This is a genomic window from Oleiphilus sp. HI0079 (assembly GCF_001635105.1).
Genome location: NZ_LWFT01001028.1, coordinates 13,466 through 28,606, shown reverse-complemented (window position 1 = coordinate 28,606; position 15,141 = coordinate 13,466). Strand labels below are relative to the sequence as shown.

Sequence of the window (15,141 nt, the reverse complement as noted above, 5' to 3'; positions counted from 1 at the left end):
ATAGGTGAACTTACCTTCGAAAATAACTATTTGGTGGGCGTGCCAACAGAGCAGAGTCGCAACAAGATATTTGATGCGATTGACTTCCAGCGTGCATGCCAGGCCTATATCTGGTCCGTACCGATGACCAGCTTTTATGCCTGGAAACAGTCTTTATATGATATGGGCGGAGAAGACGGCCAGATTCACTACTTTGAAAGTTATGATTCCAAACTTGGTGGCCTGACCTACAATACCAGCACGCCATATGTCATTTCTTTCTTTGACGTCTCGAAGCAACCTACCATGATTACCATTCCAACCAACGAAGTGCGCGGAGCCGTACATAATGTGTGGCAGATTGGCTTGTCACAAATGACCGAACCCGGTCAGTACCTCATTATCCCAGAGGGTTCCGAAACACCTACTAGTCTTCCAGAAGGTGTAAAGGTTGTTGAATCTAATAGCAACTATGTCTTTTTCGGCGTCCGTTTGATGGCGAAATCTGCGAAGCAACGAGCTCAAGACCTAGATGACCTGACCATCACTGGCCTTGATGGCAAACCGCTCAGTGACAAGGGCATCAACCGTCCTGAGCTTGGAGTAGATGGTAAGCAGCCACGTGGCATGGCGTTCTGGAGTATATTGAATGAGGCTATCCAGAGTGAACCTGTGCATGAACGTGATCGCATGATGCATGACATGCTGCGACCTTTAGGTATTGAGAAAGATAAGCCGTTCAACCCTAGCGAGCGGCAGAAAGCCTTACTCGAAGAAGCTATTGTTGTTGGTGAAATCATGGCCAAAAATATCGACTTCAGTAAAACCGGCCGCCTTGATCAATCAGAATATGGTCCGGAAAATAACCGCTGGGAAATTGCCACTGCATCCACTCCAGATCAGAACCGAGCCTACGGCATGGATCTGGATGGTCGCGCAGCATGGTTTTATGAGGCAGTCACCAATGATATTGCCATGCATGGTATGGCAAACGGAGGTTGGGGTCAGGTTTATCTAGACAATTACCGCGATGAAAATGGGAAAGGTCTTGATGGCGGAAAGCACTACACCCTCACTGTTAGAGGAGACGTAAACTATGCCGAAACATTCTGGACTGTAACGGTTTATAACATTGAAAACCGCGCCATTATCAATAACAAAATGAAGCGTGCCGATGTAGGTTCAAACATCGCAGGCACTCAGAAGAATGAAGATGGGAATTATGTGTTCCACTTTGCACCGGAGAAGCCAGAAGGTGTTGCCGCAGCCAACTGGGTACAGACCAATCTCGGTGAAGGCTGGTTTGTTTATTTTCGAGCATATTCGCCAAGTAAAGAATTCGTAGCGCAAACGCCGGAAACTATCCTGCCTAACTTTGTTCTGGTTGAATAAGCTAACAAGTCAAAACACCTGGACGCAGCTACGCTGCGCCGGTGTTTGAGGCGTTCATGATGTCTGCTTTGTAGAAACGGCTCTCAGTTGATTCACTAGCGAAAAAGGTCCGCTATTTGGTGTTAACCGAAACGATGGACTAGTAAATCTTTTGGCCTGCGTATACAAATCTGCATCTCTAAAGCTAACTACGATCGAGCTCATTGAGCCTGCTTATATTTCAACGGCGAGCAGCCATGCCATTGCCGAAATGCCCGAGAAAACGCGCTTTGCTCGCTGTAACCTAAGAGCAAGGCAACCTCTGTTAACGTAAGTTTGTCATCGTTCAAATACGTAATGGCCATTGATTTGCGGATGTCTTTCAACACATCTCTAAATATGCGGTCTTTGGATTTAAGTCTTCTGTGTAACGTCCGTTCGGATAAATGCATTTGAGTAGCCACACTAGCCGCATCAGAGACCCCTTCGTGCAAACAACGAATGAGCGTGTCGCGAAGCTCTACTAAGAAGAGATCACTTTCTGGTAGCGAATTTAAGATCGCCTCTGCTTGCTTGCCAAGTATTGCGTGAAGCGTCTGGTCTTCATGCGGAATCACCTTATTTAGATCATTAAATGCAAAGCTCAGCGCGAGTTTTGGTTGGTGTTGCTTGACCTTGCATCCAAAAAAAGAGGCGTATATTTCCGAGTTGCTATCTGAGAGTGCTTGTGTGAAATCCACTTGTAACAAACAGAGCGGGGAGGGGTGGATGATCTCTCTTATGATGCCAACGATGGCGGCGAGCAGAAGCTCGTCCGAGAGTTGGCTCGAATAGCCAAAATCTGGCTCCCAAATCAGGCTTACGGTATCAGAGTCTACCTGCGCAATCTGAGCCTGGCTGCCCGCATATAACATACCTTGAAAACGCTTAAAGCAGGAGAGTGCTTCTCCTACATTGCGACTAGTACGAAATAGATAGCCCAGTACGCCACAGTGCTCAACTTTGACGCATTTACCCACCTCAAGGCCCAGTGCCTGAACGCCGCTGAGCGCCTGTAACTCTTCTAGCAATTCCCACCACTGTTCGTAGGACATGTGTTGTTTACTCGCGTAGTGGGCTAACTTCTCTCGATAGCGAGGATAATCGAGTTGATGACACTCTAAATAATGGGCTAATAAGCCCACGACATCGCGTGTAATGAATAGGTCATTCAACATTTTTTAAGCGCTCTACACATACTATTGATCCTATAACCCTGTTACTTTTGGCGGAGATTGTCAAAAAATAACGGCAGAATGGCAATTACACCTTTGAGCAGAAACGTAAAGTAGATAGCAATTAAACACGCTAATCTCGGCTCAAGCTCTATTGGATCTCGCTTACATTGGGCGGAGCAACGTAGGAGGAAAACCCTTTGGAAGATGTAATGCATGCAATAGGTTTTATCGTCATTTTTGGAGTTTTATTCGTATCGATTATTATTGCCGAGGCTGTATATTGGCGAAAAAAAGGGCGGCCAGAAGCCTATAATCTAAAAGAAACCGTCGCAAATATTAGTACCGGTGGTATGTATAAGATTGTTGACGGAATCGCTATAGCGTTATTTATTCAGTACTTCTATGAGTATGTCAGACAGTATGGATTTCAATACGAAGCTGAAGTTGGCGTAGTAAGCATCGTGTTTCTGATTATCGCTACAGACTTTTTCTTTTACGTTTATCACTATTTGATGCACAAAGTTCGCTGGTTGTGGGCCATTCATGTTACGCATCATTCTTCTAAGATTATGAATTTCTCGACTGCGTTGCGTCAGAACTTTCTAATGGATTTAAATTTCGGCTGGGTGCTCTGGTGGATTCCGTTAGCGCTGATAGGATTTGATAAGAATTGGGCATTAATTGCGATCGAGGCAAGCCTTGCTTATCAGTTTTTCTTGCACACAGAAACAATTGGCCGCTTGGGTATATTGGAAAAAGTCTTTAATACACCTTCACATCATCGCGTGCATCACGGTTGCAAGCCAGACCAAATTGATACCAATTTTGGCGGTGTATTTATCATATGGGACCGATTATTTGGAACCTTTGTCGACGAGCGTGATGTCGGCAAGATTGAATACGGACTAACTAGTCGCCAACCAAAAACGTTAAATCCGCTTCGGCTGAACCTTGATGAATTTTTTCAGATGTTCAAAGACGTCGCAAAATATCGGGATCTTAAGATTTTCTACAAGTCACCGAGTTATGTTGAAGACGTTTACCAAGGCGACCCTGAAAGATCGGAAAGCGATGCAAAAGGCTCTGGCACCAGAGCTGTATAAAATCTTGATGCAGAGATAACAACCTACCTTGGCTCCCCAACAATATAGGGAGCAGATTTTACATTTTTGTCCATAACGTGCTGTTATATAAAGAAAATATCTCTAGGTTTTTATAGCTTGATAGATCTAATTTTATCCATATCAAAACGAGCATCATTAGATGCCTTCCTTCTGAAATCGTATTCGCCACGTAAATTAACGTGCTTCCATGTTATCACTGAGCCCTGACTTATTGATTCAATGAGATCTCTTCTATCGTCAGGGTCTGACGTGTCAGCTACAAGGTCGGATAAATATAAATAGTTCCAGAGTATGATTGAGTTCTGGAGAAGCAGCTTGCACGCCGTAGCAACTTCCTGGTCTGCTAGAACACCTTCTTGAAAGGCTTGGTCGTTGTCAAAGAATACCGCTCGAGAGAATCTATTCGAAAGCTCGACTCTATTGAGTTGCTTTTGTATTTGTTGTCTTAGATCTTCGTCATCGAAATAAGTCAGAATGAACTGTGATTTAATAACCCTTCCAAACTCTTTAAGTGCTCGATACAAGGGGTGCTCCTTAGAGTATGAGCTTAATCGTTTAAACAGCTGTGAGGCAGTAGCTTGCTTCATCTTAATCGTTGCAATAAATCTTAAGATATCATCCCAGTGATCAAGTATTTGATTTTTGCTGACAGGACGACTTGGAAGTAGACGATATCCTTTGTCGTAAAAAGTTTTTCGCGCAGAAAAGCTATATATTTGCTGGTTCCCGATGTTGGCAAGTCTTGGTGCAAACGCTATCCCTAGAAAGTGCGACACAGCGAATATCTGCTCTGTATAACCATGTGTATCGGTTGAATGTACTTGCCTAAGATCCGTCACTTCATTTTGGAGTAAACCATCAATGACGTATGGTGCCTCACGATCGGAAGCGCTGAAGACAGAGTTGTGGAATAACGACTGCTTTTCATCAATGAATGTATAAATTGTGACGCCCTTGTCTTTGCCGAAATATTTGTAGGAATGATTCGCGTGCAAGCAATCTACATCGACGTTTACCTTTCTACCATCACTCGATGAGTGGAGAACTTCCGGATCCTTTAGATAAGCACTGGATAATTTTAAATTGTGGATTGCATCTACGATGCGGTTATTAGCTTTTCTAATATTTTCTAAACTGAAAAACCAGTTAACTGTGTTGTGCAGCGTGTGCTCCTGTATACCAGCGGAAATACTCGCGAGTTTGCCTAAGCCAATATTACAGCCCTTTGCAAGAATACCAGCCATTAGAGTTTCTTCCTTTGGTTTCATCTTTACATTTTTAGGGCTCAGGTGCTTAAAGTCAGCAGTGAACTGGCATACCTGGTTTACTTCTTTAAGTAGTTGGAGAATTGGAATATATCCATCCTGGGATAGGGCATCCGCAATAAATGATTCCTCTTGAAAGTCAGTTTTTGGCGTGCTCACTCTAGATACTCGGCCATCTTTAAAAGTGAGGGAGGTATTTATCCCGTCGGCTAAGTGCTTATTAACAACCTTGTATTTCTCGTGAAGGCCCAATTTTAAGCCCGCTAAATATGCTTCTCCGTCTATGTACTCAAGTAGATTGCACTCGCGCAAGATCTGGTATTTTCGAGCCTCCCAATATTCTTTATCAATCATGTAGTCCTGAATGCTGCGGAAGCGATATGAGTAGGCTAAATTTAAGTCCCCGGATTTGATTGCTTTAGAGATATAGATAAACAGCAGGCACTTATACAGAGGGATTGAAAAGTCATTACGCTCAACATTAGCTCGATCTTGCTTTGACAGAAACTTAATAGGTGGAGATTTGCCGACATTGCCCTCTGACTCTTGAAAGTGATCTACTGCTTCTAATAAATCCTTTGCCTTGGAGGTACTATCAAAATTGAGAGCACGTACGATAGGGGTCGCTTTAAGTTGAAGTCTTAAAGAAAGCGATTCGAGCAGTTGATAGTACGTATGATTTTTACTTTCTTTTCTCAGCTGATTATCCAGATCTTCTAACAAACTATAATCAATTTCGTCGTTCTTTTGGTAATCAAAAACCAGCTCTTCTATCTTGTGATATTTTTCGTTGGGCGTTGCAGATACGCTTTCAACAATTGAGATAATTTCTTTTGCTAGCTTTGAAATAGATTTATGAGATTTGCTTAACTCGTGAATTGCCTTGTCTCGTTCTTCTTTGACAGATCGTTCGTGCTCAGCTTGTTTGCTTGAAGCTTTGTGCAACGTTGATGTCACCGACTTCATCAAAGCGTCTACTAGACTATCTTGCCGAGCGAAGTAGTGATGCTTAACAAACCCCAGCAGGTGAAGATAAATATTTTCTTTATCTGTAAATTGCGTCAGTTGTTGAATATCGGCTTTGCGTACCCATTCAGCATAATACCTAGTCGCCTTGTCATTTATATTTAATTCGTCATAAACATCTGCAAGCTGATCAAACATATCTTTGAAAACGATCATGTTATTCACGTTTTGCTTAATATCTTTTGGCCGCATGGACTGATCAATGTTCTTATATGATGCTAGCGGGGTAGTTGTTCTGCTTCCGGCAGTTATGGGAGTTAATAGGGAGTCCAGTAATTCTGAATGAGCCGGTTTAATCGCCCTGCGAAGATTAGAAATTTGATTCTTCTCTGACTCGTTGAAAGCATCCGTGATTATTGTGTTTAATTCACTAAAGCTCGGAATGGCTACTTGGTGTTTCCAGCAAGCATCTGTAAGCGCGTCGAAAATGAATTTTGGTTGTTCTTTTTGAGCAGCAAAATTCAGCGCTAAACCTACTAGAGTTTCAGTCATACTACTGTCATAAGATTCCCAGTTCAGGAAATCCAGAATCTTGATTCTATGCCTGGTAACTAAAGATCCAGCGTAGCTAGTCAATGAAGTAGGGGGTTCAACGCTTAAAGTTTTAGCCACATGGTTGATATCGCGCTTTCCAAATTGGGCAGAATTGAAAAAGCGAGCTCGAGATCTGAAGTAACCAAGCTGCAAAATAAAGCCAATTCTGCTTTCGATCGGATGAATTCGAGTGATGCTTGATTTCAGTTCAGATGGAATCGAGAAGTAACGTTGACGATCTTCCTTGGAAAATCTAGGAGGAGTGTCGAACAACAGTCTTTCTGCGTCGTTCAAAATATTGATAACTGGCATATCACTACGCTCTTATTGTTATGGTGCGTAATTATTTATCGGTACTCAGCAAGAAAAGCTTAGTATCGGGTGAGCCAGCCCCATAAACAGCAAAACCGCACAAGGCGGTTTTAATGCGAGACGAAAGTTAGTAAGGCCTTGTCTCTGTATAGCGCCGCCCCCAGAAGCCGTGTTTAGAGTATGAAAGCGAGTGTGATATGTCAACGATTCACACAATTCACGTTTATCGGCTTTCATGAGTAAGCGGTCATTTAGATTTGGTTGAAATACATCGTAAACGACCACAAAAAGTTGATTGAGGGTTTGGCCTGATTTTTGACTTAAGCTGTTATTTACTAATAATGATTCGCCAAAGATTGGCTTGGATTAGTCGATTTTAAGCATTGCTTTAAGCTAGGTTGTGTTTGTTCGTAGCTTTTGACTGAAATATGACTAGAATTATAGAATTTAATAAAAATTACTGTCAAAAGTGTTATGCAATCTAACCTCCTGTCTGTAACTTATTTCAATCATTTTGTTCGTTATGCGGAAGAGCAAAAAGTCGATTTAGCACCGTTTTGGAGAACATTAGATCATGATGGGAATAACCCTTTCATTACTTTGTCTACATTGAAACAGCTGGTTGTATTTTTGTGGAGTTCCGGTTGCCCAAAAAGTTTGGGGCTAGAGGTAGGGAAAAATATTAATCTTGCTAGTCACGGACACGTTGGCTACGGCCTGTCTCACATGAAGGATTTAGAAGAGAGTTTAGTGTTTTTATGTGAATATTATAAGGTGCGAGCCCAGATACTCCGCTTTAGACTTGAAGAAGATGATGAAAGCATTTTCCTGTGTATAGAACCTACAGTTGAATGGGGAGAAATAAGGACTGTATTATACGAGACAATAGCTACCTTAGGGTATAACATAATTAAATTTGCGATCGGAAAAAAAGCAAAAGATATCACGGTCGAAATGCCTTTCGAACAACCTTCCTGGTCTGTTCTTTATAGTGAATGTCTTTCTAATACAGTTAGTTATGGTCACGAAATACTAAGATTCGAGATTCCCCTTCATTGGAAAAGTATTCGCTGCGTTTCTGCAGACCCTGCCACCTCTGAAATGGCCGCCCAACAGTGCAGACTAGAAATGGCGCGTTTAATTGATGAGCAATCCCTAAGCGAAAAAGTTAACGAATTGATATCGTCTAGTATTCAGTTTGGTCTGTCACTGGAGCAAGCAGCAAAGACACTTTATATGTCTAAAAGCACGTTTATTAGGAAGTTAAAGCAAGAGGACACTACATTCAAGCAGTTAATGGAAGCTGCTAAGAAAAGACATGCCCAGTATCTACTAATAAATACCAGTCAAAAGATTGAATCCATCTCCCTCCAACTTGGTTACGAAGACCTTTCTAACTTCGGAAGAAGTTTTAAGAGGTGGTTTGGTTGCTCACCGTCTCAATTTAGAGAGCAGCAAAGCCATATGTGATTTTTTTGGCACTTATAGACTATGAAATGAAACCCTCTGCCGTTTTGGGATCCAAGAATTTCAAATAGCATTTGTATTCTCTAGATAGAAAGTGCATTGGGTCTTTGATGGGAGGGGAAAATGCCAGAGTTAATATACGATTATATTATCGTTGGGGCTGGTTCAGCAGGCTGCGTATTAGCAAACCGTTTAAGCGAAGACGGGAAAAATACGGTGCTGGTTCTTGAAGCTGGCCCCGAAGATAAAAGCTCTATGATTAAGATTCCCGGCGCGTTTGCTTACTTCATGTTTAGTCGAAAATATAACTGGAGATATGAGACGGAGCCAGTAAATGATATTCGGGGAGGTAAGCCTATATTCTGTCCCAGAGGAAAAACATTGGGCGGAAGTAGTGCAGTCAATGCAATGGTGTATATTCGAGGGCATGAGTCTGATTATGATCATTGGCGCGAACTAGGTAATGAAGGTTGGGGGTTCAGTGATTTATTACCCTTCTTTAAAAAAGCTGAAACGAACGAGCGTGGTGGTGATGAGTATCATGGTGATCAGGGGCCATTATATGTTTCTGATACCGTTAATAGTTATCCATTGAATGACTGTTTTATCAAGGGCGCAGAACAGGCGGGTTATCCTCTCACTAATGATTTTAACGGTCCTAATTTCGAAGGGGCAGGTTACTATCAGTTTACGATTAAAGATGGACAAAGGTGTGGTGTTTCAAGGTCTTATCTTAAGCCTGCATTAGATCGCCCCAATCTCAACATTCAATGTGAAGCCTTGGTTCAACGACTGATTTTCGATGAGAAAAAGGCAGAGGGTGTAGCCTATACCAAGGCAGGCCAAGATTTTGTGGTTAAGGCTCGCAAAGAAGTATTGTTGAGTGGGGGCAGCTTCAATTCGCCTCATTTATTGATGCTTTCTGGAATAGGTGAAAGTGAAGAGTTAAAACAACACGGTATTAGCACAATTCATGACTTGCCAGGTGTTGGTAAAAATCTACAAGAGCACGTCGATGCGTGTGTTCTCGTTAAGAGTAAGAAAAAGGATGGCTTTTCTTTATCACCTCGAGGACTGGGACGGATGTTGCCCGATACCTTGCGTTACTTGATGTTTAAAAAGGGTAATTTGGCAAACTCTATTACTCAAGCGGGGGCGTTTCTTAAATCCAATGATGGTGTGCAGGTGCCAGATATTCAAATGCACTTTGTTCCCTTGTTGTTTGATGATTGTGGTCGTGACGCGCGCTTGCTATCGCAACATGGTTATTCCTTGCATGTCTGTGTTTTAAGGCCAAAAAGTAGAGGTGCTGTTAGTTTGAGATCAGCTAACCCGGAAGACAAAGTGAAGATCAATTTTAATTTTCTCAGTCATCCCGATGATAGAAAAACATTGGTTGATGGTATTCGTTCTGCGCGGAAAATCTTGGCGGAAGATGCCTTTTCTGAGCATCGTGGCGATGAGTTTCATCCTGGATCGGATGTTATAGATGATGAGGCAATTCTACAGAAATGTAAGGATCGTTTAGGTTTGGTTTATCATCCCGTAGGGACCTGCAAAATGGGGAATGATGATATGGCAGTTGTTGATAGTGAACTTAGGGTTCGTGGGGTTGAAAGGCTCCGGGTTATTGATGCATCTATTATGCCTACCTTAATTAGTGGTAACACGAACGCACCGACTATTGCTATAGCAGAAAAGGCTGCAAGCCTGATTCTAAATGCTGGGGAGTAAGGTTTTCTTGATGTAAGTTTACAGGTGATAGAAGAATCATCTGCTGAAGCACTTGTGTATTCAGGTTTTTAGGCGCTCATGTAGCGCCTTTTTTTGGTTTAATTTCTATTCAAAATTTTCATCAAAGACACAAATTGACCATGACTTGACACCTCCAGCCATAACTCTCGCCAGCTCCTCCAAGTAATATTATACCTCTAACAAATACGGAGGAATAAATATGTCAAAAGAAACCGCAGCAATGCTTTCTATCCCACGCTCTCAGGAAGAGGGGCAGATAACCACTTGGATTTCGTTAAAAAAATACGCGTATCTTATTTCGCTTGTTCTACCTTTAGCCCCAATAAGTTCATGTTATTTAGCGGTAACTACGGGCAATGGATTATGGCTTTGGGCGACAATAGTATTTTGGTACTTCGGAATAGCTTTGCTAGACAAATACTTTGGCGACGATGAAGCGAACCCAACAGACAAAATGGTTGAAGAGCTTAAGTCTGAAGAATACTACAAGAAAGTTATGTATCTGACCGTGCCATTACTTTGGGCGGGAGTGATTGCCTGTGCATACACTGTTTCTCAATATGAATGGTCTTGGTTTAGCTTTCTGGGCGGCGCGTTGTCCGCGGGACTGGTAGCAGGTATTGGCGTTAACTTGGGCCATGAGATGGGGCACAAGATCAATGATCGAGTTCAAGTATTCTTCGCCAAAATGGCGCTAGCTCTTTCTGGCTATGGGCACTTCTTTATTGAGCACAATAAAGGTCATCACAAAGATGTAGCGACACCTGAAGATCCAGCTTCTTCAAGAATGGGTGAGTCACTTTACAAGTTTGTGAAGCGCGAAATTCCTGGGGCGTTTCGTCGAGCTTGGGAACTGGAATCCGCTCGATTAAAGAGAATGGGTAAATCTGAGTGGTCTTTCAGCAATGAAATTATTCAGCCAGCTATCGCGACAATTGCCTTATACTCTTTGCTACTTGCTTACTTCGGCCCCATTATGATTCCTTTCTTGTTGATTGTTGCGGGCTTCGGTTACTGGCAGCTTACGTGCGCAAACTATATTGAGCACTATGGTCTGCTTCGTCAGAAAAATGAAAAAACAGGTCGCTATGAGCGTTGCCAGCCACATCACTCATGGAATGCTAACCAAAAAGTTTCAAATTTGATTTTGTTGCACTTGCAGCGTCACTCTGATCACCATGCACACCCAACTCGTGCGTATCAGGTTTTGCGTGATTATAACGGTGTTCCTAATCTGCCTGCAGGTTATCCATTGATGTTTGTATACGCAATGATTCCTTCTGTTTGGTTTTCGATAATGGACCCTAAAGTAGTTGCTTGGGCTGGTGGAGATATGGACAAAGTTAATATTGATGCCGACAAGAAGGACGAGCTCTACTCTCGCTACCATAATCCTGAAAAGAAGGCTGCTTAAGCAGTCTTTCTCCTGCCCTTTAGCTCGATATTAGACAAGGTTATCTTATGTTCACTGTATCGTTATTTGCTTTCATCGGTGTCGCTAGTTTTGGTGCATATATGCTGAAAAAACGTGCACGTAAGGATTCAGTCAGAAGATGGATGATCAACGCGCACGGTGCCGGAGCGGTGGGAGCTGCATTTCTTTTGATGTATGCCCTCTATGAATCTAGCTCAATGGGACACTTCAACGAGTGGAACTGGATTGCTGCCGCTTTACTCTCAAGTGTGGTCGTTGGAGCTTATTATTTATTTAGGGTGCTTTTAAAGAGAAAGAAAATACCACTGACTTTTCAGTTTATTCATGGATTGATTGCGATATTTTCCGTGTTGGTGCTCGCATACTCAATCATCATTTAAACAAAGTATTACTTAAGAAAACAAAGGAGCAAACATGGCTCAGTATCAATGCCCAGATTGTGGCTATATTTACGACGAAGACAAAGGTGCAGAACACGAAGGTTATCCATCAGGAACCAAGTGGAAGGATATTCCGGAAGATTTTCCTTGCCCGGACTGTTTTGTCCGAGAAAAGCCGGATTTTGAAGAAGTTAAACTTAAGTGAGGGGCTGTCATGAGCACTGAAAATTTTAGGAAATATTGTTGTATTACGTGTGACATGATTTACGACGAAGAGTTGGGTATGCCAGAGGAAGGAATTGAGCCGGGTACGCGGTTTGAAGACATCCCAGATGATTGGACTTGTCCTGAGTGTTCGGCATCGAAATCTGATTTTTACTTGCTTAAATAGGAACTGGAAAGTGAAACACATTGTTATTGTTGGTTCTGGCCATGCTGGATTGACCCTTTCAAGAGAGCTCCGTTTACTAAATAAAGATATTGCGATTACTCTGCTTTCACGAGATTCGGGCGATATGTATTACAAGCCCAATTTGTCTAAAGCTATTTCTATGAAGAAAAGCCCCGCAGACTTGGTCATGAAGAGAAAGTCTGTTTTAGAGCAGGAACAGAATATTAATATTCTGAGCGAAGTAAAGGTAACGGGAATCGAGAAAGAAGCTAAGTGCCTATTCTATTTGGATTCAGATGGCGTCGAAAGAGAGCTCGACTATGATCAATTGGTCCTGGCAACAGGTGCTTCTCCCGTTGATCTTAAACTAACAAATTCTGAAAGATGCATCTCTGTTAACTCGTTATCTGACTACGAGAAATTTAGAGAACAATTGGAACAATTAGATCCTAAGGAGAAACGCATAGCCATTATTGGTGCAGGCTTCGTAGGAGTAGAGTTTGCAAGTGACCTTTGCTCAAACGGTTATGAAGTAGATGTTATTGATGCTGGTGATTGGCCTTTAAACCAGGCGTTGCCAAAAGAGCTTGGGAACAAGGTGATGGCAGCATTTCCAAGTGATAAAGCTAAATGGCATATGGGGTGCAAGGTTTCCTCGGTAGAAGATGAAGGAGAGGTACTTACTCTAAATCTAAATAATGGAACATCAATTACAGCCGGTATGATTATTTCTTCTGTTGGGCTGTCACCTAATGTTGAACTTGCTCGAGCGGCAGGTTTGGAGGTAAGTAGGGGAATTGTTACGGATGAATATCTTCGAACGAATTATGCAAATATCTATGCATTAGGTGACTGTGCGGAGACCTTTAACATTGTCAGACCATTCATTGGTCCAGCGACGCAATCAGCGAAATGCTTAGCAAAGACTTTAATTGGTGAAGAAACTGCTGTTGAATTTATACGCCAGGCCGTACAGGTCAAACTTTCTTATATCCCTTTGCTTATATGCCCCGCCTCTGAGCCTGGAGGTGATTGGAATATTGACGGGGAACAAATAAACCTAATCGCTAGATATATAAGTGCTTCTAGGTTAAACGGGTTCTCATTACTAGGGGAGGCTGTTACTCAGAAAATACAGCTTCTTAAGGAGTTCCCTTTAAATACCGCATAATTTACGGGCATAGAGGAAATGCAGATTGAAACGTTTGCGCTTGATTCGCCTCGTTTTTTATTGCATGAGTGCTAATTGGAACCAATTCTATTGATTAAAGAACAGAGAACAATAATGACATATACAGTAGAAAACAAAACGCTGGCAGATCTTTTAGAAATCGCTTTTAGCCGATACTCTGATAGACCAGCATTCAGTGCTTTAGGCCAAACCCTTTCGTTTTCTGACATAGAAGAAAAGTCGCGTTCTTTGGCATATTGGCTTCAGAATGAATCTGGCCTGGAGACTGGCGATCGCGTTGCCATTCAACTTCCGAATATCGCGCAATATCCTATCGTGGTTTATGCAATTCTTCGTGCAGGGATGGTGGTTGTTAATACCAATCCAATGTATACCGATCGAGAAATTAAACATCAGTTGACCGATTCTGGTACAAAAGCAATATTCATATTTCAACCTGTTTTGCCTGTGTTTAATAAGGTTAAAGATCAAACATCTATTGAACGGGTTATTGAAGTAGGTGCAACAGATTTACTAACAGGCCATACGGAACTATCAATAGAAGGCAATCAGTCTTTTACTGATTTAGTTGGTATATACGCTGATAAATCGCTATCGAAGCGAAGCCCGATTTCTGAAACGATTGTTTTACAATACACCGGTGGAACAACAGGGGTATCGAAAGGCGCAGAGCTAACAAATTTGAACTTGGTAACTCATGCAGAACAAGTGATCGATCGCTTTTCTAATACATGTAAACCAGGTCATGAAATATTTATAGCACCTTTGCCTCTATACCATGTTTATGCTTTTAGCGTAAATCTTATTGTGTTTGCTTTGCAGGGAAATTTAAGTGTGTTGATTCCCGATCCTAGGGATCTCGATGCCTTTGTTAAAGCGATTAAGCCTTATAAATTTACGACCTTTTCGGGCATTAATACCTTGTTGGTAGGGTTAAGTAATCACTCAGGTTTTAGATCGCTCGACTTTTCAAACTTGAAATTAACCATATCAGGCGGGGCAACACTGACTACGAGTGCTGCTGAGCAATGGTATAAGTTAACGGGTTGCACCGTTTCTGAAGGGTATGGTTTATCTGAAACCAGTGCAGCTTTATGTCTTAATGTTCCCGGGCAGGAAGAAATTGGAACTGTAGGTCTACCTCTTAAAGATACGATTATAGATATACGTAGTGAGGCTGGTGAATCTCTGCCTGATGGACAAGAAGGTGAGGTTGTGGCGAAAGCGCCACAAGTTATGAAAGGCTATTGGAATCGTCCGGAAGAAACGCAAAAGGTGATGACAGAAGATGGATTTTTTAGAACGGGTGACATCGGAAAGCGAATGCCTAGCGGCACGATTAAGATAGTTGACCGTTTAAAAGATCTTATCATCGTATCTGGTTTTAATGTCTATCCTAACGAGGTCGAAGATGTTCTGACCCAACACCCTGGTATTGTCGAAGCGGCAGTCGTATCGGAACCTGATGAGCGCGCTGGCGAAAAGGTTTGTGCATACATAACGGCTGCTCAAGAACTCAATGAGGAAGCGATTATTGAGCACTGTAGGGAGCACTTAACGAGTTATAAAATACCAAAAAAACTGGTCGTTATGGACGAGTTGCCGAAGTCTACGGTAGGTAAAATTCTAAGACGTGAACTGAGAACCGGTATGTAAGTAATCGGTTTTGTCGCAATGGAGTGAACAACCAGAG

12 protein-coding genes are annotated in these 15,141 nt (G+C 42.2%); 10 read left to right on the top strand and 2 right to left on the bottom strand.

Annotated elements, in window-relative coordinates:
* Window positions 1-1,371: DUF1214 domain-containing protein (locus A3750_RS18605; RefSeq protein WP_156498728.1), on the top strand; the 1,371-nt coding region annotated here is incomplete at its 5' end.
* Between the two features lie 200 nt (window positions 1,372-1,571).
* On the opposite strand, the gene A3750_RS18600 is transcribed toward A3750_RS18605, so the two are convergent.
* The gene (locus A3750_RS18600) at window positions 1,572-2,567 is read right to left on the bottom strand and encodes an AraC family transcriptional regulator (RefSeq protein ID WP_068450824.1); all 996 of its coding nucleotides are present in this window, start codon (window positions 2,565-2,567) and stop codon (window positions 1,572-1,574) included.
* 209 nt (window positions 2,568-2,776) lie between these two features.
* Here A3750_RS18600 and A3750_RS18595 point away from each other — a divergent pair, with 209 nt between their 5' ends.
* Window positions 2,777-3,670: a sterol desaturase family protein gene (locus A3750_RS18595; protein WP_231871880.1), complete on the top strand. Its 894-nt coding sequence runs from the start codon at window positions 2,777-2,779 to the stop codon at window positions 3,668-3,670.
* A 110-nt stretch (window positions 3,671-3,780) separates the two neighbouring features.
* Here the strand turns inward: A3750_RS18595 and A3750_RS18590 are convergent, their stop codons facing one another.
* Window positions 3,781-6,828: a Tn3 family transposase gene (locus A3750_RS18590; RefSeq protein ID WP_068450832.1), complete on the bottom strand. Its 3,048-nt coding sequence runs from the start codon at window positions 6,826-6,828 to the stop codon at window positions 3,781-3,783.
* A 474-nt stretch (window positions 6,829-7,302) separates the two neighbouring features.
* Here A3750_RS18590 and A3750_RS18585 point away from each other — a divergent pair, with 474 nt between their 5' ends.
* The 8 genes from A3750_RS18585 (at window position 7,303) to A3750_RS18550 (ending at window position 15,104) form a co-directional block, all read left to right on the top strand.
* Window positions 7,303-8,298: an AraC family transcriptional regulator gene (locus A3750_RS18585; protein ID WP_068450835.1), complete on the top strand. Its 996-nt coding sequence runs from the start codon at window positions 7,303-7,305 to the stop codon at window positions 8,296-8,298.
* A gap of 120 nt (window positions 8,299-8,418) precedes the next feature.
* Window positions 8,419-10,029: a GMC family oxidoreductase gene (locus A3750_RS18580; protein WP_068450838.1), complete on the top strand. Its 1,611-nt coding sequence runs from the start codon at window positions 8,419-8,421 to the stop codon at window positions 10,027-10,029.
* A 220-nt stretch (window positions 10,030-10,249) separates the two neighbouring features.
* Window positions 10,250-11,464, top strand: a complete 1,215-nt coding sequence (locus A3750_RS18575; protein ID WP_231871879.1) for an alkane 1-monooxygenase — start codon at window positions 10,250-10,252, stop codon at window positions 11,462-11,464.
* 47 nt (window positions 11,465-11,511) lie between these two features.
* Window positions 11,512-11,865: a hypothetical protein gene (locus A3750_RS18570; protein WP_068450841.1), complete on the top strand. Its 354-nt coding sequence runs from the start codon at window positions 11,512-11,514 to the stop codon at window positions 11,863-11,865.
* Between the two features lie 34 nt (window positions 11,866-11,899).
* Window positions 11,900-12,070, top strand: coding sequence for a rubredoxin (locus A3750_RS26970; RefSeq protein WP_068450844.1), 171 nt, complete (start codon window positions 11,900-11,902; stop codon window positions 12,068-12,070).
* Between the two features lie 9 nt (window positions 12,071-12,079).
* Window positions 12,080-12,256, top strand: coding sequence for a rubredoxin (locus A3750_RS26965; RefSeq protein ID WP_068450854.1), 177 nt, complete (start codon window positions 12,080-12,082; stop codon window positions 12,254-12,256).
* Between the two features lie 10 nt (window positions 12,257-12,266).
* On the top strand, window positions 12,267-13,427 hold the full coding sequence (locus A3750_RS18555) for an NAD(P)/FAD-dependent oxidoreductase (RefSeq protein ID WP_068450857.1): 1,161 nt from the start codon (window positions 12,267-12,269) through the stop codon (window positions 13,425-13,427).
* A 90-nt stretch (window positions 13,428-13,517) separates the two neighbouring features.
* Window positions 13,518-15,104, top strand: a complete 1,587-nt coding sequence (locus tag A3750_RS18550) for an AMP-binding protein (protein WP_197466055.1) — start codon at window positions 13,518-13,520, stop codon at window positions 15,102-15,104.
* The last annotated feature ends 37 nt before the right edge of the window (window positions 15,105-15,141 follow it).

Coding starts and splice junctions, on each gene's coding strand:
- A3750_RS18600 (WP_068450824.1), bottom strand. CDS start 2,567: ATGTTGAATGACCTATTCATTACACGCGATGTCGTGGGCTTATTAGCC.
- A3750_RS18595 (WP_231871880.1), top strand. CDS start 2,777: ATGCATGCAATAGGTTTTATCGTCATTTTTGGAGTTTTATTCGTATCG.
- A3750_RS18590 (WP_068450832.1), bottom strand. CDS start 6,828: ATGCCAGTTATCAATATTTTGAACGACGCAGAAAGACTGTTGTTCGAC.
- A3750_RS18585 (WP_068450835.1), top strand. CDS start 7,303: ATGCAATCTAACCTCCTGTCTGTAACTTATTTCAATCATTTTGTTCGT.
- A3750_RS18580 (WP_068450838.1), top strand. CDS start 8,419: ATGCCAGAGTTAATATACGATTATATTATCGTTGGGGCTGGTTCAGCA.
- A3750_RS18575 (WP_231871879.1), top strand. CDS start 10,250: ATGTCAAAAGAAACCGCAGCAATGCTTTCTATCCCACGCTCTCAGGAA.
- A3750_RS18570 (WP_068450841.1), top strand. CDS start 11,512: ATGTTCACTGTATCGTTATTTGCTTTCATCGGTGTCGCTAGTTTTGGT.
- A3750_RS26970 (WP_068450844.1), top strand. CDS start 11,900: ATGGCTCAGTATCAATGCCCAGATTGTGGCTATATTTACGACGAAGAC.
- A3750_RS26965 (WP_068450854.1), top strand. CDS start 12,080: ATGAGCACTGAAAATTTTAGGAAATATTGTTGTATTACGTGTGACATG.